Source organism: Epilithonimonas zeae, from assembly GCF_023278365.1.
Taxonomy (GTDB): domain Bacteria; phylum Bacteroidota; class Bacteroidia; order Flavobacteriales; family Weeksellaceae; genus Epilithonimonas; species Epilithonimonas zeae_A.
Window position 1 is genome coordinate 3,195,434 of record NZ_CP075338.1, and the last position, 20,867, is coordinate 3,216,300.

The 20,867-nt window shown below is 35.4% G+C and carries 21 protein-coding genes; 6 read left to right on the plus strand and 15 right to left on the minus strand.

What is annotated here, in order from left to right:
• Positions 1-212 precede the first annotated feature (212 nt).
• Positions 213-2,327, plus strand: a complete 2,115-nt coding sequence (locus KI430_RS14550; RefSeq protein ID WP_248875666.1) for a hypothetical protein — start codon at positions 213-215, stop codon at positions 2,325-2,327.
• Positions 2,328-2,413: 86 nt separating this feature from the next.
• On the opposite strand, the gene KI430_RS14555 is transcribed toward KI430_RS14550, so the two are convergent.
• From KI430_RS14555 to KI430_RS14565, 3 genes are all read right to left on the minus strand, one after another.
• On the minus strand, positions 2,414-2,863 hold the full coding sequence (locus KI430_RS14555) for a DinB family protein (RefSeq protein ID WP_248875667.1): 450 nt from the start codon (positions 2,861-2,863) through the stop codon (positions 2,414-2,416).
• 17 nt (positions 2,864-2,880) lie between these two features.
• Complete coding sequence (hemH, locus tag KI430_RS14560; RefSeq protein ID WP_248875668.1) at positions 2,881-3,915, minus strand: ferrochelatase; 1,035 nt, start codon at positions 3,913-3,915, stop codon at positions 2,881-2,883.
• A gap of 135 nt (positions 3,916-4,050) precedes the next feature.
• Positions 4,051-4,929, minus strand: a complete 879-nt coding sequence (locus tag KI430_RS14565; protein WP_248875669.1) for a NifU family protein — start codon at positions 4,927-4,929, stop codon at positions 4,051-4,053.
• A gap of 279 nt (positions 4,930-5,208) precedes the next feature.
• Between KI430_RS14565 and KI430_RS14570 the strand changes: the two genes are divergently transcribed.
• Both KI430_RS14570 and KI430_RS14575 read left to right on the plus strand, forming a co-directional pair.
• Positions 5,209-5,727 carry a gamma carbonic anhydrase family protein gene (locus KI430_RS14570; protein WP_074235694.1) on the plus strand — a complete coding sequence of 173 codons (519 nt, stop codon included), beginning with the start codon at positions 5,209-5,211 and terminating at the stop codon, positions 5,725-5,727.
• Between the two features lie 38 nt (positions 5,728-5,765).
• The gene (locus KI430_RS14575; RefSeq protein WP_248875670.1) at positions 5,766-6,710 is read left to right on the plus strand and encodes a YihY/virulence factor BrkB family protein; all 945 of its coding nucleotides are present in this window, start codon (positions 5,766-5,768) and stop codon (positions 6,708-6,710) included.
• On the opposite strand, the gene KI430_RS14580 is transcribed toward KI430_RS14575, so the two are convergent.
• Positions 6,700-7,140: a hypothetical protein gene (locus KI430_RS14580; RefSeq protein ID WP_248875671.1), complete on the minus strand. Its 441-nt coding sequence runs from the start codon at positions 7,138-7,140 to the stop codon at positions 6,700-6,702. The two genes, KI430_RS14575 and KI430_RS14580, sit on opposite strands and share 11 nt — an antisense overlap.
• 175 nt (positions 7,141-7,315) lie before the next feature.
• Between KI430_RS14580 and KI430_RS14585 the strand changes: the two genes are divergently transcribed.
• Positions 7,316-8,374 carry a DUF4407 domain-containing protein gene (locus KI430_RS14585; RefSeq protein ID WP_248875672.1) on the plus strand — a complete coding sequence of 353 codons (1,059 nt, stop codon included), beginning with the start codon at positions 7,316-7,318 and terminating at the stop codon, positions 8,372-8,374.
• A gap of 32 nt (positions 8,375-8,406) precedes the next feature.
• Here the strand turns inward: KI430_RS14585 and KI430_RS14590 are convergent, their stop codons facing one another.
• Positions 8,407-8,754, minus strand: a complete 348-nt coding sequence (locus KI430_RS14590; protein ID WP_248875673.1) for a hypothetical protein — start codon at positions 8,752-8,754, stop codon at positions 8,407-8,409.
• A 102-nt stretch (positions 8,755-8,856) separates the two neighbouring features.
• Between KI430_RS14590 and KI430_RS14595 the strand changes: the two genes are divergently transcribed.
• Positions 8,857-9,057 carry a KTSC domain-containing protein gene (locus KI430_RS14595; protein ID WP_248875674.1) on the plus strand — a complete coding sequence of 67 codons (201 nt, stop codon included), beginning with the start codon at positions 8,857-8,859 and terminating at the stop codon, positions 9,055-9,057.
• A gap of 1 nt (position 9,058) precedes the next feature.
• On the opposite strand, the gene guaB is transcribed toward KI430_RS14595, so the two are convergent.
• The 10 genes from guaB to KI430_RS14645 form a co-directional block, all read right to left on the minus strand.
• Positions 9,059-10,519: an IMP dehydrogenase gene (gene guaB / locus KI430_RS14600; protein WP_248875675.1), complete on the minus strand. Its 1,461-nt coding sequence runs from the start codon at positions 10,517-10,519 to the stop codon at positions 9,059-9,061.
• A gap of 168 nt (positions 10,520-10,687) precedes the next feature.
• On the minus strand, positions 10,688-12,295 hold the full coding sequence (locus tag KI430_RS14605) for a hypothetical protein (RefSeq protein ID WP_248875676.1): 1,608 nt from the start codon (positions 12,293-12,295) through the stop codon (positions 10,688-10,690).
• 67 nt (positions 12,296-12,362) lie between these two features.
• Positions 12,363-12,707 (minus strand): GIY-YIG nuclease family protein, encoded by a 345-nt coding sequence (locus KI430_RS14610; RefSeq protein ID WP_248875677.1) that lies wholly within the window; start codon positions 12,705-12,707, stop codon positions 12,363-12,365.
• A gap of 107 nt (positions 12,708-12,814) precedes the next feature.
• A complete protein-coding gene (locus KI430_RS14615) occupies positions 12,815-13,609 on the minus strand; it encodes an SDR family oxidoreductase (RefSeq protein ID WP_248875678.1) in 795 nt (264 codons plus the stop codon).
• On the minus strand, positions 13,610-14,269 hold the full coding sequence (locus tag KI430_RS14620) for a hypothetical protein (RefSeq protein WP_248875679.1): 660 nt from the start codon (positions 14,267-14,269) through the stop codon (positions 13,610-13,612).
• 10 nt (positions 14,270-14,279) lie between these two features.
• A complete protein-coding gene (locus KI430_RS14625; RefSeq protein WP_248875680.1) occupies positions 14,280-14,774 on the minus strand; it encodes a hypothetical protein in 495 nt (164 codons plus the stop codon).
• Between the two features lie 10 nt (positions 14,775-14,784).
• The gene (locus KI430_RS14630) at positions 14,785-16,002 is read right to left on the minus strand and encodes a 3-phosphoshikimate 1-carboxyvinyltransferase (RefSeq protein WP_248875681.1); all 1,218 of its coding nucleotides are present in this window, start codon (positions 16,000-16,002) and stop codon (positions 14,785-14,787) included.
• 73 nt (positions 16,003-16,075) lie between these two features.
• Entirely contained in the window at positions 16,076-16,402 is a 327-nt protein-coding gene (locus tag KI430_RS14635; RefSeq protein WP_248875682.1) for a nucleotide pyrophosphohydrolase, read from the minus strand.
• Positions 16,402-17,793 (minus strand): hypothetical protein, encoded by a 1,392-nt coding sequence (locus tag KI430_RS14640; RefSeq protein WP_248875683.1) that lies wholly within the window; start codon positions 17,791-17,793, stop codon positions 16,402-16,404. Before KI430_RS14640 ends, KI430_RS14635 begins: the two co-directional genes overlap by 1 nt.
• 220 nt (positions 17,794-18,013) lie before the next feature.
• Positions 18,014-18,628: a T9SS type A sorting domain-containing protein gene (locus KI430_RS14645; protein WP_248875684.1), complete on the minus strand. Its 615-nt coding sequence runs from the start codon at positions 18,626-18,628 to the stop codon at positions 18,014-18,016.
• 163 nt (positions 18,629-18,791) lie between these two features.
• On the opposite strand from KI430_RS14645, the gene KI430_RS14650 reads away from it, so the two are divergent.
• Positions 18,792-20,867: a thiamine pyrophosphate-dependent enzyme gene (locus KI430_RS14650; RefSeq protein WP_248875685.1), complete on the plus strand. Its 2,076-nt coding sequence runs from the start codon at positions 18,792-18,794 to the stop codon at positions 20,865-20,867.

Genomic DNA, 20,867 nt, shown 5'->3' on the forward strand with positions numbered 1-20,867 from the left:
TTTTTGCATCACATTTAGTCAATCAAAATATCCGAAAGTAAACGCAAAAAAGGATTTCCACTACAATCAGGGCTATGTGTTTTCAGGGTAAAATGAGATTCTTTGATTTTTTTTATTACGTCAAGTTTTGGCGTTGGCTCCATATACATTTGTTTCAGAAAATAATTCTTGCAAGAATTCAATTAATTATTAACACTTAAAAATTTTATAAAATGACATATACAGAAGATTTTTTCATCTATGGCTATTCTAATCAAAATGATGATTTAGTACAATTAATAGACAGCTACACAAAAGAAAATGTAAATTACATCAAAACAACATTAGGCTTCGATGGATTACCCGCCGATCCAAATAATCCAGCTGGGAGCAATCTGGATGGTATCATATACAGACAAAAAGGACCAAATCTTTACTATAAGCGAGTATTTGAAAATGAAATTAATGTTTTATGGTTTAAAGCGAAAGCAGGTGGTGTTGCCAGCGATTGGGAAGCATTTCAAACAGCGCATTTTTTTGCTTCTAAAACAAATCACAAAACTATTTTGATTCCAGAAACTTGCGATTTAGATTTTGGGGGAGCATCTCAATCCTTTGGTAGCAACATTACCTTAAAATTTGATGGTGGGACTATCAAAAATGCAATACTTACAGGCGGACAAACGATGATAATAGCCGCCCCTTATCATATTTTTGACAATGTAACACTTGATGGGAGCTGGAAAACCCCAGACAATTTTGCGTACCCTGAATGGTTTGGGACTATTGCTAATGATAAAACATCTGTAGACCTTAAAGTAAGTCTTGAAAAATTAAATGTATTTTGGAATATTAAATTTGGGCATGGAGAGTATTTTTCAAAATTAGGAGAAATCCCTGTTAGACATTTTGAAGGTACATCAAGAAAATTATCCAATATAACAATACTTCTTGACGAGACTAATCAGCAGATAAAATATGGTTTGTGTCTTGGAGAATACGAGGGACTTGTTCTTAGCCCTCATACAAGGAGTGAGTATAATACATTGAAAGAAATAATTGTTAGAACAGATTCTACTGTCAGAAAGACACATTATTCTGGAGTTGTAATGGGGAATGCTCATATGGGAAGAATTGAAGATATAACTGTTTTGCAGAATACACCCGAAATGCAGTTGTCAAAATCCGAATTGGAATTTTTGCTAGAAGATGTTGAAAATAATTATAAAATGGCAAATATTGGCGTTGAGTTCAGAGGTTGTTCGGAGCTTTGCATAATCAATAATTTAGAAACTTACTCTGATGTAGGAATTGGATTCAATACAACATTGATTGACTCATCACAGATTCAGGGTGTTGATTTTCCATCCATCTATAATTTTTATTCTGCTTGTGGAATTTTTGGTTTAGCTAGTGTTTTCTTTGGAGCTCCAAATGTTTTTAATCTAACTATGAAAGGAATACAAAGCTGGGCTCAAGGAATGTACGGTCTATATTCTTGTAAAAGTCCAGCGGGTATGTATACCTCTTTAATGCATTGCGAAATCAACAATGTAAGAGTAGAACAATTGACCCAACTAAAAGATTCCAACAACAGAACCAGATCAACAAGTATCTACATCGATGAACAGGATAATATTGAAAATTTTATTATTAATAATATTAGATTTTCTGGTCTTTCTAATGGATTATATCTTGGTGGTGCAGTCCGTGGATATTTTGAAATTAATAACGTTTCAATAGGAGGTGATAATGTGGCGCTTCAATATTTCATCCAAACCAACCATAGTGAATATTCTTCATTTGCTGTGAAAATGAGAAATGTCACTGCTGATATGAATTATCCAATTTTGCATAACAACGGAACAGTTATAGATAATCATTATTATGAAAAATCTCCAGTTGCCCCGGATAAAATTAATTATCATGATGTTACCGTTCTTAGAAAAACAAACGCAATTTTTAAGAAGGAGATTGATGGCACTAGAAAATTTGTACAGACAGATGTAAGTCCATCACAGCAATGGGTGAAACTTTATCATGGACATATTAAAAATCTAAATCCTAGTTTGAACTATGAAATTTGGGATGCAGATGAAGATTTCACAGTGTTTAATATTGAAGCTATTGCATCATCTTTTTATGCCAAGGCTACAATGACTTTGTTTAAAGATGGATCCCATACTAATGAACCTTATGATTCTAATAAAATTCATATTGGAGAGACATCAAATATTCAATCTGAAAAAATTAATATTGTTTACGAAAACTCCACTGGATTTTGGTTCTTAATTAATACTTTGACCAACAAAGAGGTACAATATAATATTGAAGGTTTAATTAACTAATGAAATGAAAATATTCTAAAAATACTCTATTAAACCAAACAAAAACCACTTCAACTAGTTGAAGTGGTTTCTATTTTTATAAATTTCTAGTACTTTTCTATCAATCGTCTGTGGTAATTGATTTGTCCTAAATGATAATTCAAATGCGTTGCGAGATGAACTAAGAAATATTCGGTTGAAGTTTTCCCCGACAACACCAAAAGCGGATATTCTTTCTTCAAATCATCATCTGATACAGATTTCAAAGAATCTTTTATTATCACAATCGTATTCCTCAAATCGACAACGATTTTTTCTCTCAGAACATTCTTATCTGAAAACTCCAAATCCCTGTTTCGCACATAGTCAAATTTCCCAATCTCTTTCCCTATATAAGTTTTGAGATTCCCAACAAGATGCAAAGCTAGATTTCCTGCCGAATTAGAAATATTCCCTTCAACTTGCCAAATATTAGACTCCGATTGATAAAGATTAAGTTCATCAATCACTTTATTCAAATCTCGTTCGAAAAGAGAGATTAAGGTATTGGATAACATAATTCTATTAGTATAAATTAAAATTCAGCTAACTTCTCCTCACTCAAAGTCTTTACCACATTCACCCAATTTGAGTCTTCATTCAGGCAAGGGATATAGTCGAATCTCTCGCCTCCACCGTGTAGGAAAATCTCTTTCCCTTCTACAGAAATCTCCTCCAGAGTCTCAAGACAATCAGAAACAAAAGCTGGACAAACAATCGCCAGTTTCTTGATGCCTTTCTTTCCAAGACCTTCCAAAGTAGTGTCGGTGTAAGGTTCCATCCATTTGTCTTTCCCCAACCTAGATTGGAAAGTGACTAAAACTTTCTCCTTAGGCAAACCTAATTTCTCACGAACCAACTCCGTCACTTTATAACATTGATGTCTATAACAGAATTTATGCGACGGATGATCATCTTTTTGACAACAGTTGTCCATACTACAGGTCTTCGTTGGGTCGGTTTTATAAATATGTCTTTCCGGAACACCGTGATAAGAAAACTGAAGCAAATCATAATCTGACGGCAACTTTTCGCCAATACTTTTCGCCAAAGCATCGATATAAATCTCACGATTATAAAACGGCTGAACATAATTGATTTTAATATCGGGAAAGAATTTCAGTCGAACTTCTTCGGCTTTATCAATCACAGTTTCTGTCGTGCTCATCGCATATTGTGGATAAAGCGGAACCAAAGTGATTTCTGTAATACCTTTGTCAACCAACTCCTGAATTCCGGTTTGTATAGATGGTTCGGCATAACGCATTCCCAATCCAACAGGAACATCCACTAATTTCTGAAGTTCTTTCTGCAGATTCTTAGAAATCACAATCAAAGGTGAACCTTCATCTGTCCAAACCGTTTTGTAAGCTTCTGCAGATTTTTTCGGCCTGGTTTTCAGGATAATTCCTTGAACCAATAATGCTCGGAAAATCCAACGGTAATCAATGACTTTTTCATCCATCAGAAACTCGTCCAGATAGTCTTTTACATCTTTTACATCAGTCGATTTTGGCGAACCTAGGTTTACGAGTAGAATTCCTTTTTTGTTATGAACTGGTTGATTCAAAATAATATATTTTTAGAAATAAACGCAAATTTGTCATTCCGTAGGAATCTCTATTATCTAGATTTCTTTGGAATGACAAATTTAAGATTAAATTAATTCTTTTTACACATTGTCAGGCTGAGGCTCTCGAAGCCATTATCCATTTACTGCTTCCACGTTCTCTACCAATTCAGGTACGAACTGTTTCAGAATGTTCTGGATGCCGTTTTTCAAAGTTGCTGTGGAAGATGGGCAACCACTGCAAGCGCCTTGTAGAAGCATTCTGGCGGTTTTGTTTTCTCCGTCGTATTCAATCAGAGAGATTTTCCCACCGTCATTTTCTACTGCAGGCGCAACATATTCGTTAAGAATATCACTGATTTTCTGCTCGTCATTCGTATATTCTCTGTTGATGATTTTCAAAACAGGATTCTCGTGCTGATGAGGTTCTGCATTAGAAATTGTTTTTCCAGCCTGCAAAAATTCTGCGATGAAAGAACGAACTCTGTTCATAATTTCGTGCCATTCAAATTGACTGTCTCTGGTTACCGCCACGAAGTTGTCACTCACATAAATTTCTTTCACAAAATCAAAAGCTTCATATAATTCTTTTGCCAAAGGCACTTCATCGGCTTCTTCTCTGTTTTTAACTTCTATAAATCCATCCATCAGCATTTTGCTGGAAATGAATTTCATAACAGCAGGATTTGGTGTCATCTCAGAATAGATTTGATACATCTCTTTTCTTTTCTGAAGATAGATTCTTGGGTTTGCCAGTAATTCGTCTTCGATGACGTTCTTCAGACTTTCTGCAACGTGTTCCCATTCTACAGTGTCTTCTTTTGCTACCGCAATGAAATTGGCTGTAATGAAAATTCTGTTCACGAATGGATAATTGAACAACTCTTGAGCTAACGGAATTTCAGAAACGTCAGAATCTCTGTCTAATTCCAATGAACCGGGAATCAAAGTGTAGTCCGTCACGAACTTCATCACTTTTTTATTTTCCGTAGGTTCTATAATGATTTCTCTCATTTTAAGTAAATTGAACTACAAAATTATCGTAATTTGGTGGAACAAAAAAGCTGATAAATCCCAATGTTATGTTAAGTTTTGATTATGAGAAGCTTTGCGGATTTTCGATTTTTTCTATTGGTTTGATTTTGGCTCAATGAATACCGAAATTGGATTGAAAGACCAATCTGCGCCCCGGCCTGAACGGAGCTCTTTTTATTTTTTCTTTGGAAAAATAAAAAAGCGGGAGTGGAGGACGGATAAAGGCGCCCAAAATAATTAACATAAATCAGTTAAAAAATGGCAATTATTAGAGAACTTTTAGGCAAGACGCCTCAACTTGGAGAGAATACTTTTGTAGCAGAAACGGCTGTGATTATCGGCGATGTGACAATGGGTAAGGATTGCAGTATCTGGTACAATGCAGTTTTGAGAGGCGATGTTCATTTCATCAAAATGGGAGATAAAGTGAATGTTCAGGACAATGCGATGATACACTGTACTTATCAAAAAAGCCCAACGACAATTGGAAATAGTGTTTCGATTGGTCACAATGCGATTGTGCATGGCTGTACAATAAAAGATAATGTTCTGATAGGAATGGGCGCTATTGTAATGGATGACTGCATTGTAGAAAGCAACTCGATTGTAGCCGCAGGCGCTGTGGTAACGGCCAATACACACATCAAAGAAGGCGAAATCTGGGCTGGCGTTCCGGCAAAAAAAGTGAAGGATGTGTCTCAAAATCTGATTACAGGCGAGATTGATAGAATCGCCAATAATTATGTTAAATACTCCAGCTGGTACAAAGAAGACTAAGTTGGTATAAAGATTGAATTTCCCAATAAAAATAAGCAATGAAAAAACTTAATTCTTTTTGGGAAGTTCTCAAACAAACCTTCGGTGAATGGATGTCTTCCTCTGCAGCCAAAGACAGTGCAAGTATGGCTTACAATGCGATATTTTCTTTGCCCGGTTTGATGATTATCGTGATTTGGGTTGCAGGACATTTCTTTGGCGAAGAAGCTGTAAATGGTGAAATCCGCCGACAACTGCAAGGTATAATGGGCTATGACGGCGCAAAAAGCATTCAGGATATTATCAAAAGTGCAATGGTTGATAAACAGAATTTCTGGATGAAAGCTCTTGGAGTTGGAACCTTGGTTTTTGGTGCCACCAGCTTATTTTTTCAAATGCAGAGCACGCTTAACAATCTTTGGGATGTAGAAGCGGCTCCTAAAAAAGCCTGGCAAAAATTCATTCTTGATAGAGCTAATTCTCTGGGAATGATTCTTATTATCGCATTTCTTCTTCTCGTAAGTATGCTTTTATCTTCTGCTATTGGACTTGCAAATAATTTAATTACTCAATATTTTGGACTGGAAACTTATGTGATTATCCAGGCAAGTAATTTTATTTTAGGATTAGCAATCGTTACTATTTTATTTGCTTTTATGTTCAAGGTTTTGCCCGATGTGGAAATCAAATGGAAATCTGTTTGGATTGGTGCAATTGTAACGGCATTGCTTTTTAATCTTGGAAAAATGCTGATGAGTTTCTACTTCGATGTTTCTAAGCCAACTTCCATTTTTGGAGCAGCAGGAACAGTGATTTTATTAATGATGTGGATTAATTATTCTTGTCAATTAATATTTTTTGGTGCTGAGTTTACCAAGATTTATGCATATAGAAAAGGACACACAATTATTCCTTCCAAACACGCCAAATGGAGTAAAGAAAAATTATACAGAGATTCTGAAGCACAAAAGATTACGCCTCAGAATCCGGATTCTAATATTTGAAGACAGGATTTCCGTTTTCACACTCGATTTTTTCGGGTGGCATTACCAGCATACAATCTGAAACCAGATTGTATTTTTTATTATATTCTGTTGATTTCTGATTATATAAATTGACTTTTTCCAAAAATCTGGCTTCATCTATTTTTGACGAATAAGCAATATAAGAAACAGGTCCACCACAAGCTTTCACACCTAACCCGACAGTTTTCCAATCAGCAGAGCTGGTGCATTTTTCACTTTTTGCCATTGTGAGAATTTCTGATTTCAAACCCTCCATTTCCTGCTCTTCTTGTTGCGTCAGATTTGTTGTATCATCCGGGTTTTGTTTTGGTCTTTCTGGAAGAGGTTTTGGGAGATTATCTGGATTAATTGTGGATTTACAAGACAATGAAATCGTTGCAATTGCTGCTAAGAACAGTAGATTTTTCATAAAACATTTTTAAATCTGTCATCAAATATAATACCTACAAATTTAATACTAATAAAAATAAATTGGTACAGATTTAGTTATTAGGTAAAACCTAATACTATTTGTAACAAATTAACGTTTTAAATGACAAATTATGATGAATTGTAATTAAATGAAAAATACTAACACACATAAAATGAATTGGTTTCAGCATTTTCTGATGATTTGTTCCGGAGGGAATATTCATCTGCTGAAAAAATCGCCATCCGAATGGAACAAGTTTGCCGGAATCGGCGGTATCGTTTTGTTCACTGCTATTTTTGCGACGTTGTCTGCGGGATATGCAATGTTTACAGTTTTCGATAATCTTTGGGCATCTGTAGGATTCGGGGTTCTTTGGGGATTGATGATTTTCAATTTGGACAGATATATTGTTTCCTCAATCAAAAAAACTGGAACTTGGTGGAATCAGGTTTTGATGACTATTCCGCGTTTGATTTTAGCGACTTTTCTTGGAATCATTATTTCAAAACCTTTGGAGTTGAAAATCTTTGAGAAAGAAGTTAACAAACAACTGAATACAATTATTCAAAGGAATAAAAAACAATTGCAGGCAGAAATGAGCGGAAGAATTCTGCAACAATCCGGGCCTTTTGATTTGGAAAAGAAACAAATCCAAAATCAAATCAAAAATTATCAGATGGCTTATGATTCTGCTTCTGTAGAATTAGAGAAAGAAATTCTTGGAAAACAATCTGGCTTAACCAGTGGAAAAGTGGGTTACGGAACCAATGCCAAAAGAAAAGCAGAACTTAAAGAACAAAAACGAGCTGACCTAGAAAATTACCAAAAGCGACAACAGGAAAGATTGCAATATCTCGATAAAGAAATTTCGAAAGTTTATTCTAATCTTGAAACCGAAAGAAAATCGACTGAAGGAGTTGAAGATAAATTCAATGGTTTTGCAGCGAGATTGCAGGCTTTGGATGAATTAGGAAAGAATTCAGCCATCATCGCTCTGGCGGCAAGTTTCATTATGGGATTATTTGTCTGTCTGGAAATTTCGCCGGTTTTGATTAAACTGATTTCTTCGGTTGGCCCTTACGATTTTCTTTTGGAAAAAACGGAGAATGAATTCAAACTTTATTCTAAAGAGAAAATCAGAAAAGGAAACTCATTGACGGATTATCGGATTGATGATTTTGAAGATGACCTGAAAATCAGGAAAGAAAGAAAACGACATCAAAATACATAAAAGAAAAGCTTCCAAATTTGGAAGCTTTTCTTTTATTTTAAATTACCTACAACAAAAGGCTGTTCGGCATTGTCATTATAGTCTCGCATAAAACCAATTTCTGTGTTTTTTGTAATCACAGATTTTGACGTTCCTGAAAAACCATCCCCAAAATCGATACTGAAATCGATATAACTCAATCTATTTTTAGTGAATTTCATTTTGTTAAAAACCAGGATGATGTTTTTATCCTTCAGGTTTTTCTGAAGACTCATTAGGTCCTGTCTTGTCATCTCTTTGTTGAAAACAACGGCAATTACTTTCTTGTTTGATGTGAAAGAAAGCATTCCGAAAACAAAAACGGTTAAGAATAATAGTGGGAAAAGTGTAGTCTTCTTCATTGGTTTAATAACGCTGCAAAATTATAAAATTATCATCAAACTTGACACCAAAGTTTTTGTTTTTTAATGATTTATAGGAATATTTTTTGTAATTAAGAAATTATGCCTTCGTCAGTTGTCAACAATTACAATTATCTCGAGGATAAAAAAATACTCCGAATCGTTTACCAATCCGGAGCAGTTTATGATTATCTGAATGTGTCTCAGAAAATTTTTGATGAATTCAAATCGGCTTTCTCAAAAGGAATTTATCTGAATAAAGTGATTAAACCAAAATTCAAATTCAAGAAAATCAGCGATTGAATTACAAAGAATAATTCGGCGCTTCTTGCGTAATAATCACATCGTGTGGATGCGATTCTTTCAATCCGCTTCCGGTAATCATAACCAATTTTGAATCTTTCTGCAACGCTTCGATATCTTTCGCACCACAATAGCCCATTCCAGCACGTAAACCACCTGTTAATTGGAAAATCACATCTTCCAATTTTCCTTTGTGAGGAACTCTGCCTTCGATGCCTTCCGGAACAAATTTCTTCGCTTCACTTTGGAAATAACGCTCTTTTCCGCCACGTTTCATTGCCGAAAGAGAACCCATTCCCTGATAAGATTTGAATTTTCTTCCCTGGAAAATAATTTCTTCTCCCGGAGCTTCATCTGTTCCAGCTAAAAGAGAACCAAGCATTACAGCACCTGCACCACTCGCAATAGCTTTTACAATATCACCAGACAATTTGATTCCACCATCAGCGATAACAGCAACATTTTTCTTTTTAGCGAATTCGTAAACGTTGTAGATGGCTGATAATTGAGGAACTCCAACTCCGGCAACAACTCTGGTTGTACAAATTGAACCTGGTCCAACACCAACTTTCAAAACATTAGCTCCTGCTTTTATCAAATCTTTAGCAGCATCAGCGGTTACAATATTTCCACCAACGATATCTAAATCTGGAAACGTTTTTCTGATTTCAGAGATTTTGTCCAAAACACCTTTCGAATGTCCGTGAGCTGAATCAATTGCAACAATGTCAACGCCTGCTTTTACCAATGCTGTGATTCTTTCGATTGTATCTTCGCCAACGCCAACGCCAGCGCCAACAATCAATCTTCCGTTTTGATCTTTGTTGGCATTTGGGTATTCTAATTGATTGTCAATATCTTTAATGGTAATCAATCCAACCAGTTTATTTTTCTTATCAACGATTGGAAGTTTCTCGATTCTGTTTTTTAGCAAAATTTCTTTCGCCTTTTCAAGATTCGTGTTTTTATCAGAAGTAATGAGATTTTCTTTGGTCATAATTTCCTCAACTTTAATATCAAGGTTTTCCTGATATTTCACATCACGGTTGGTAATGATCCCGATAAGGTAATTGTTTTTGTCTACAACGGGAAGTCCGGAGATTTTATAATTTGCCATCAGCGCTTTAGCTTCTGCCAAAGTATGGTCTTTTGACAAAGTGACTGGGTCGGCAATCATCCCGTTTTCGGAACGTTTTACGCTGTTGACCTGCGCAGCCTGTTCTTCGATGGTCATATTTTTATGAATAAAACCCAAACCACCAACTCTTGCCAATGCAATTGCCAAATCTGCTTCCGTAACTGTATCCATCGCTGCGGAAACTATCGGAACATTAAGCGAAATTTTGTCTGTAAGTCTTGATTTTAGGGAAACCTGATTAGGTAAAACTTCTGAATAAGAAGGAACTAGAAGCACGTCATCGAAAGTGATGGCTGTCTCTACAATTTTGTTATGAATAGACATCTTTACTTTCTTTGCAAAATTAAGTTATTTTTATTGAATTTGAAAATATCATAATTTATTTGATAAATAATTAATATTCAGAGAAATGATGACGAATTAAATTGATGGTTGATAAATGATTTTCAAATTCTTATTAGTATCAACTATCATTTTATAGTTTATCAATTATCAAAACCTACTGAGGATTCCCCAATGAATTTTAATTTCATTGAATTTGAAAGGATTACCAAATTCATTTCCATTGGAAATCTGAAAACTCATCAAACCGACGGGAAGAAAAAAGTTGAAACCTAAACCTAAGCTATAAAGCTTGGGCGTGATTCCAAGTGCTTTGTTGGACATTTGTCCGTACTGTGCAAAGATGTCGAAAAATGCCTGATCATTGACGAGATAGCGATATTCAGCGCCGGCAAATGCATAAAAATCGCTGATGAGACTTTGTTCATTGAAACCTCGCATCGAGTTCCAGCCTCCAAACCGAAAAAGTTCGTTGGTTGATAATTCGTTTTTGGAACTGAGCAAAGCGGATTCTCCTTTGATGTTGAGAAAGTGATTTCCTGACAAATTGAAGTTATGCTCCGCAAAAAGAAAATACCGGATTTGGTCAAATTTTTCCTGCGTATCGTCATAAGTTGTTTTGAGAAAATCAGCTTCAAGACGAATGTTGCTCTTGTTGATGAACAGCGGAATGTCGCTTCCTTCCTGATATTGATAATAAACACCAATCCCTTTTTTGCTGTAATCTCGACCGCTTGTATAAAGTGAATCCAGAATTGCAGAAGATTCGAAAGTTCCTTTGAGACCGAGTTTTTGTTTCGGAGAAAGATGATAATAAACCGCGGGCAGAAATTTGACATTTGCAAAAGTGGAATCCTGACGGAAAATATTGACATTGACATTCAAGCCGACGTTGCTTCCAAATGTGTAAGGGATATCGGTCTGCAAATCAAAAGTCTGGCCTTTGTCAGGATTTCTTTGCCAATAGATACCAATGCTTTCGAAGCTGTTGAACATATTTTTCATCTGGACATTCAAAGTTCCGTTGACTGTGAATTTTTCTGTTTTATCGTTTCCGAAGCCAATCATTCCGTCAAACGTGTTGGTTTTTCGTTTCTGAGTGAAGAGAAAAACTTGCGTGGAATCTTTGGTAAATAATGTCTGTGGTGGTTTTTCCAAAGCGACAAACTGATGATTTTGCAAAGATTGATTCATCGAAACCAAATTCCTGTCATCATAGTTTTTACCAAGATATTGCTTGTTGAGGTTTTTAACGAATTGTTTCGGTAAACGTGTGTAACCTTTAAAAACAATGCCATCAATTTTTCTTTGAGAAGCCGGAACAACTGAGATTTTAACCGATGGGATTCCATTTTCCATTTTCCGGAATTTGGTTTTCACACGGTTGAAAGCGAAACCTTTATCGCGGTATTTTTGATTAATGTTTTTCTTAAGTGAATCTAAATTCTTGGTGTAAATTTCATTCTTCTGCAACTTCAAATCTGTCATCAAAGAATCTGAAAACTGGACTTTAGCCTGATTGAAATTGGGGCCTTTGTCATAATAGATTTCTGTCCGATTGTCTATTCTTTTGACTTCTTTCAGTTCTGTAAAGAAGTAAGAGGTTTCTGCTAAAGAATCAAGAAATTTGACTGCTTTTGCTGAATCGGAAACGATTTTTTTTGCGCTGGTTTCTTTATCGATGAGCCAATATTCTTTTTTCTGTGCATAAGAAAGTACGCTCAGTAAAAAGAAAAATATGTAAAATGTTTTTTTCAATTAGGGTTGCATCTTTAAACGCTTCGACTCCGCTCAGCGTGACATCTCTAGTATTAAACGGTTTGTTTTAAACAGTGTCAGGCTGAGCGGAGTCGAAGCCTTTATACATATTATCTGAGTGGCTATTATTTCGACAAATAGATAATCCTTTTAATTTCTCCCAATTGTCATTGATAATAGCTTCCTTTTTCTTTTTACTCCAACCTTTTACCTGTTTTTCGAAAGCAATAGCTTGTTCAATTTCATTAAATTCATTGTATAAAACCAATTGAACAGGTCTTCTACTATGTGTATAACTTTCAGGATAATATCCTGATTGATGTTTGATAAGTCGAGACTCAAAATCGCTTGTAACTCCTGTGTAATAAGAGTTATCAGAACATTTTAATATGAAAAGAAAATATTGTTTCATTTTGTGGGAAGCACTTCGACTCCGCTCAGTGTGACATCGCTAATACCAAATGTTTTCAATTCCGGTCTGAGTGGAGTCGAATACTTTGTCAATTTAAAAACAAAAAATCAATCCATTTTATTATACTTCTTCATCAGATTTTCGTAAGTATTCTGAGGAAGAATCCATTTCAAAGGAACACCAATTTTTTGTCCGAATTTACCAAAATAATAATGGGCTTTCCATTTTGACTTTCCTAAAAGCTGGTCCACGTAAACTGCAACATCCAAAGGTTCTGTTCCGTCACCAACGTGAGAATTCATCAAAGCATAAACTTTATCAAAGACATTTTTATAAGGCTCAGAAACTTTTGTTTTCACACGGTTTTCTGCAATATTGGTTTTGATATCGCCTAAATGAAGCGAGCAAACGTGGATGTTCCAAGGATAAACTTCGTAGCGCATTGCTTCCGTCACTTTATCTAATGCCGATTTGGAAGCAGAATAAAATCCACGGAAGGGCAATCCCATTTCTGAACCGATGCTGGAAACATTGATGATTTTTCCGGATTTCTGTTCTCTCATCTTTGGAAGAACAGCCGTCATCATTTGGACAGAACCAATTAAATTAAGGTTGAATAATTTCGAAATATCTTCTTTCGTAGAATCTTCAACTGCACCTACCATTCCCATCCCGGCGTTATTAATCAGAATATCAATTCTGGTTTCCGTTTTCAGTATTTCAGAAATCGCATTATCGATCTGTTCTTTCTCTGTAATATCCGTTGGAATCGAAACGAAATAATCGGAGCTGACGACTTTTCTGCTCAACCCGTAGACTTTGTTGCCTTTCTTTCCAAAATATTCTGCCAAGGCATACCCAATTCCGGATGAAGCGCCTGTGATGATAATAACTTTTGACATTTAGTAATTAAATGATTTTGTTGAATTAGGGATTTTGATTTCATTTTCACCAATCCTGAAATCGTTCATCTTGATGAGTTTAGGAAATTTTTGCGTAAATTCTTTGTAATAGTTTTCCGGTATTTTTCTATCTGAGCCGTCATCACAATATGAAAATTGCTCATCAATAATGATTTTTCCTGTCGAGAAATTAACTTCATTTTTAAAGTTAAATTCACAAGTATCATCAAACTGAATCGATGCGCCTATCAAATAAAAATCGCCGTTTTGAAAACGGAAAGTGTATTTTGACGTATCGGTATGACGCGAATTGGTAAAATACATTTGAGAAATATTAAGGCTGTTATTTTTGATGTTGATGTTCAGTTCGTTGTCAACAGGATAAAATCCCAATTTGTTGTCAAAAATCAAGGTTGAGTTTTCTTTCCAGATTTTGAGTTTTCCATTGATGTTTTTAAGGATGTAAAATTTCCTTCCCGAAACTTCTGCTTTTGGAGTTGTATTGAAAACCATCACGACTTCATCTTTTCCATCTTTATCCAAATCACCTTTTGTTTCCAAGATTTTTTCATAAGTTTTTGGAATTGCGAAATCTTTCAATTCCTGAGATTGGAGAACTGAACAAAGTACTAAGGCTAAAAAAGAAAAGAGATATTTCATTTTCTGTGATTTAAAAACTTAATCCAATATCTTCTATTTCAATCATTCCCGTGTCTTGCAAATTGCATATGCAACCTTTTACGGTCTTATAATTTCCAATGATCCGAGTTGTTTTTTTAGTTTTATTAGTGACAATTATTCCCGCTGAATATACCTCACCTTCAGCATGATAAGTTCTAAAAAGTAAATATTCTACACCATTATTGAAGAATTGCAGATTATCTATTTCCATTCCTGCATTGGCTACACCGCCACCACGCCAATAAGAATTGTAGTGGAACTGTTTCCAACTTTCTTTTGTTCTCTCTTTCGGAAATTCCATTTCAATTTTACTTTTGGTTCCAAAGCGGTACTGAATGTACTTGTTGGTTTTATCCTTGACCAAAGCCATTTTCTTCCCATTCTTTGTTTCAAAAGAATACACGATTTCCTCATTTGGTAAAAGATATTGAGACCAAATCGTGGATGGAATTAGAAACAGTAAAATGAGAATATAGTTTTTCATTAATGTAAAATTAATTCGTTGTTACCTTCTCAAAATCCTCCCAAAATTCGGGATAAGATTTTTCTACAACATCTTCGTTTTCGATATTCAATTCCTTAATCAGAGCAAACGGCGCAAAAGCCATCGCCATTCTATGGTCATTGTAAGTCGCAATAGAGATATTTTCTTCTGGTTCGATGAATTCACAAGATTCAATTTTCTCAACCGTAATATGTGTTTTTCCTCCGATTTTCAATAATTCATTTTGAAGCGCCACCAATCTATCTGTTTCTTTCACTTTCAAAGTGTGAAGTCCTGTGATGACAAAAGGGATTTTCAATGCCGTCGCCGTCACACAAAGCGTTTGAGCGATGTCCGGACAATCGTTCATATCCAAAGAAATCGATTCAGGATATTGAAAGGCCGGTTCTGGCAACAATGAAATCGAATTTTCCGCATAATCCGAAACTGTATTGATTCCGAAATATTTCCAGTAGATTTCCTTAATCACGCTATCGCCTTGTAAAGACAATGTGTGATAACTTCTAAGGTTGATAGATTTTCTACCAATTGCCGCCAAAGAATAAAAATAGGAAGCTGAAGACCAGTCGCTTTCTACTTCGTAATGTTCGATTCTTGCATTTTCAGGGTGAGGTAGGATTTCAATTGTATTTTCAGCAAAATGAGACTTGATTCCGATTTCGTTTAGGATTTTCAAAGTCATTTCCAGATAAGGACGAGACGTAATTTCGCCTTCCAATTCCAATGTTAATCCGTTTTCTAATTTTCCTCCAATTAAAATCAAAGAAGTTAAAAACTGGCTTGAAACATTGGCGGAAATTTTAACCGAATCTTTTTCAATCTTTTTTCCGATGATTTGTAATGGTGGATAACCTTCTTTTTCAAGGTAAGTAATATCAGCACCAAGCAATTGAAGAGCGTCTACCAAAGGTTTGATAGGGCGATTTTTCATCCTGTCAGAACCTGTCAAAATGGTTTTTCTGCCTTCAAAAATGGAATAATAAGAAGTCAGAAATCTCATCGCAGTTCCAGCGTGGTGAATATCAATGGTTTCGGAATCTGATTCCAAAGCTTTTTTCAATAAAGTTGTGTCCTGAGAATTGGAAAGATTAAGCATATCAATATTCCCAAACAATTTCCCTAAAATCAAAAGACGGTTCGAAATACTTTTCGAACCGGTAATTTGTATATTTTTTCCGTCTATTAATTCTGATTTTTTTAATATCATAGTTTTGTAAGATGTGAAAAGTAAAATGTAAAAGGTCAATAAAATTTTTTGAATTCTTACATTTTACCTCTCTCTATTTTAATTTTTCATTATTGGCGTGTCGGTCTCTGTCACGCTCTGTTTTAACTTTTAATTTTTTATCAAATGCTGACTGCAAATCCGTTCCTGTTTGATTCGCTAAACAAAGTGTCACAAAAAGGACATCAGCCAATTCTTCGCCCAAATCTTTGGATTTGTCTGATTCCTTTTCAGATTGTTCGCCGTATCTTCTGGCAATGATTCTGGCAACTTCACCTACTTCTTCTGTCAGCATTGCCATATTTGTCAATTCATTGAAATAACGAACACCAATGGTTTTTATCCATTCATCAACCTGATTTTGTAGTGTTGTGATTTCCATTATTGATAAGCCCCTAAAGTTGCAGGATAAGTCCGAGTGATTCCGACAATATCTTTTGTAGTATTGTTATTATTTAGATTTGTGCCCTTCTTTTTTGCAGGCGAGTCATCCTTCACTCGAAGATTCATTTTCTGAGTGAAATAGTTTTGGAATTTTGGGTCTTCGTTTTTGATTATGTTATCCCCAATCGGAGTGAAGGCTGAGTTAGAACTTAGTTTCAGTAAAGTATTATCAAAACGCGCACTGATTGCTGTCCCAGCCGAATTATTGCTTAAAGAAACTAAATCTAAAGTGTCTCCATAAATAATAGAATTCTTTACATTTAAAGTTACAAGACCAGATTCTAATTCACCATTTTCATTTTCCCAAGTATTGCTCGCAAAGATTCCAACCGCAGACATAGAAGAGTTAAGGTTCCAATAATTAGCCAATGTAGAATAATTTATATTGTAAGTTCCGCTTCCTGCAATAGCAAGGTCTGCTTCTCCACAATTGTTCATTACTAGGTTGTTAGCTGTGATGTTCGAATGAATTCCATAGATTCCGGCATTTTGGAATGTATGGAAAATAGAATTATTAATTTCTGCAGTACTTTCTTTTAATTGAAGTCCAACATTCCCACCGAAAACTCTGGCGTAATTCATATTAAGAAGAGAACCTTCTTCCATTTTGATTCCGTTCCAGTTGGCAGGGAGAGTGTCATACTTCGTGTCGCTTCTATCACCTCGAAAAATCACTTCTTCACCTAAAACACCTTTTACATCAAGAATCGAATTTTTTGCGAAATTCATTCCGCTATTTTTTCGGAAATAGACTTTCGTCCCTTGTTCCATTGTCAGAGTTTTACCTTCGGCAATAGTCAAATCTCCAAAAATCACTTTCACTTTATCTTTTGTCCAAGTGGTATTTTCAGAAATGATGTTAGGATTCGTATCCGTTTTGATAAAATATTCTGCATCTTGAACCACGGAAAGAAGTGTTACTTTTTGTTCGCCCGCTGGTGTGTTGAAAACTACCTTGTCTTCAGCAATCATTTCTGGAGCACTGGCAACTGGCGCAATTTCTACGAAAACATAAAGACTGTCTTTTTTTCTCAAAGCTACATTTTCGAAACTCGTTCCGACTTTTCCATCCACATTGATTCTGTAAAGCGAACCACTTCCGCCTTCCAAAGCAATTCTTGGAATGAGAACATCCTTATTTTCATTATTGTAAACCTTCACGGCATAAGTTTCCGAACGCATTTGGTTGTAAACTGTATCACAGAAAACCGTGTCAGTAGAGAATCTCAAAAGTTGAGTGGGTGAATCAAAGGAAATATCATCACGATTACAGCCTGCTAATAGCAAAAGTGACCAAAATGCAATTCCAAAAAGTATTTTAATTTTCATCTATTCTTATTTATCTTTTTTATATGGTCAGATGGAACGCCAATAATTGTTTTTATTAATAATATTAAAGAAGTTTTGAACGTTGGCGTTTCATCTGTCTTGTTTAATCTTCAAAACTACAAAATTTAAATTTTTATTTCGTGAAGAGAAAGATATTTTAATAATATTAAACAAAAAATCCCTTCAATAGCTGAAAGGATTATATAATTAAGAAAGGAATTTATTCTTTTATAAACTTCTTATTGATGGTTTCTCCCGATTTTGTAGTTGCGGAAATAATGTAAGTTCCTTTCCCAAGTTTTGAAATATTAAGGGATTTTTCTGAATTGGAAATTTGTTTAACAATCTTTCCGGAAAGGTCTATTATTTTGATATTTGAAATTTCTTCTGAAAAGTTGAGAATATCTTTTGCTGGATTTGGAAATATACTTATTGATTTCAATTTAAAATCAGTAACATCCAACATCACACCTCCTACTTCAAAAGAAAAAGATTCTGATTCAATATTTCCTTCATAAACAGCTTTGACAAAGCCTGTAAATGAGCTGCCATTATTATAATTTAGAAAATCACAGCCAGAAGTTATACCCCAATCAGGATTGCAACCTACAGATGTTGTTGTCTGAAATTTATATAATTCATTTCCGCGGTAGATATTGTATCCGATCAATTCATTATGTGGTGTTTCGGGTGATTGCCAAGAAAGAGAGTAGATATCCCTGTAATTTGTATGATCATAATAATGATTCCAGATTAAATTTTGGATAGGATTTATTTGTCCAAATCCAAAACCACAAGTAATTACGATGGAAATAAAAAGGAAAGATTTTTTCATAGGTTAAGTTTTGATAAAAGTAATGATTTTCAATGAGATTCAAAAATTAAGTTCAACTAACTAACATTTGTTAGTTAAATAAAAAAGTGTATTTTTGAATAAATCACATTCAATTATCAAAACTGATAATAATAGATTGAATGTCAAATGTTTAAATATGGAAATGACCAAAAAACATTTTTTAAACAAAGAAATTAGCCTGACTGATTTACTAAAATCGGCTTATCGATTGATGTTTACGGCCAAAACAATGAGCGATTTGTTTGAACAGGAGAAAAAGATCACTTCAAAATACGTGCACGCTACTTCCCGTGGACATGAGGCGATTCAATTGGCTTTGGGAATGCAATTGTTACCACAGGATTTTGTGAGTCCTTATTACAGAGACGATTCAATTTTGTTGGGCGTTGGATTGACGCCTTACGAATTGATGCTTCAGCTACTAGCAAAAAAAGACGATCCGTTTTCCGGCGGAAGAACTTATTATTCTCACCCAAGTTTAAGACGGGATGATTTTCCAAAAATGATTCACCAAAGTTCTGGAACAGGAATGCAAGCCATCCCAACCACAGGAATTGCAATGGGAATGAAATATAAGGAGGAAACCGGAATTGATGACAACCTTGAACAAAAACCAATAGCAGTTTGTTCACTCGGCGATGCAAGCTGTACAGAAGGCGAAGTTTCCGAAGCATTTCAAATGGCCGCTTTGAAGCAATTGCCAATTCTTTATCTCGTTCAGGACAATGAGTGGGATATTTCTGCCAACGCCAAAGAAATCCGTGCACAGGATATCACAGAATATATGAGAGGTTTCAATGGCATCGAAACCAGAACCATAGACGGAACTGATTTTATTAAGTCTTATGAAACCGTCAAAGAATGCATCAGAATCATCCGTGAAGAACGCCGACCAATGTTGATTCATGCAAAAGTACCTTTATTGAATCACCACACGTCTGGTGTTAGAAAAGAATGGTATCGTGATGATTTGGAAGAATGCGCAAAGAATGATCCATTAATCAAATTAAGAAATACACTTTCAGAATTTAGTATAGAAGATTCTGAAATTGAAATCATAGAAAAAGAAGTTGCTGAACTGGTACGAACCGATTTTGAAAATACTGTTTTAGCGGAAGACCCAAAGCCTGAAGATACTTACAAACACGATTTCGCACCAACACCAATTACCGAAGAAAAAGGAGAACGTTCTCCAAGCGGAAAAATTCCAACCGTAATGGTAGATTGTGCGTTATTCGCCATCAGAGAATTGATGCAGAAACATCCGGAAGCTTTATTGTATGGGCAAGATGTAGGTTTAAGATTAGGCGGTGTTTTCCGTGAAGCGATTACTTTAGCGGCACAATTCGGAGAGAAAAGAGTTTTCAACACACCAATTCAGGAAGCATTTATCGTTGGTTCAACAGTTGGGATGAGCGCCGTTGGATTGAAACCGATTGTCGAAGTTCAGTTCGCAGATTACATTTGGCCGGGCTTGAACCAGTTATTCACCGAAGTTTCCAGAAGCTATTATTTGTCTAATGGAAAATGGGCGGTGTCAATGATTCTGCGAGTTCCGATTGGCGCTTACGGAAGTGGCGGACCTTACCACTCGAGTTCTGTGGAAAGTGTTTTGACGAATATCAAAGGTATTAAAATCGCTTATCCTTCAACAGGCGCAGATTTAAAAGGTTTGATGAAAGCCGCTTTCTATGACCCAAATCCGGTTGTGATGCTGGAACATAAAGGATTGTATTGGTCAAAAATCGAAGGAACCGAAGCAGCGAAAACCATTGAACCGGACGAGGATTACATCATTCCGTTTGGAAAAGCCAGAGAAGTTTTGCTTTGTGATAATCAAAAAGATAAGCCAACTGTGACCATCATTACTTATGGAATGGGCGTTTATTGGGCTTCGAATGCAGCGAAACAATTTGATAATCAAATTGAAATCATCGATTTAAGAACGCTCGCACCTTTGGATGAAAACCGGGTTTTCGGAAGTGTGAAAAAACATAACCGATGCATCGTTTTGACAGAAGAACCTGTAAACAATAGCTTTGCACAAAGTCTGGCAGCGAGAATCAGTGAAAATTGTTTCAGACATCTGGATGCGCCTGTAAAAGTAGTTGGTGCAAAAAATCTTCCTGCAATTCCTATCAATTCTGAATTGGAGAAAGAAATGCTGCCGAACACAGAAAAATTAATTAAAGAAATAGAACAATTGTTGAAGTATTAG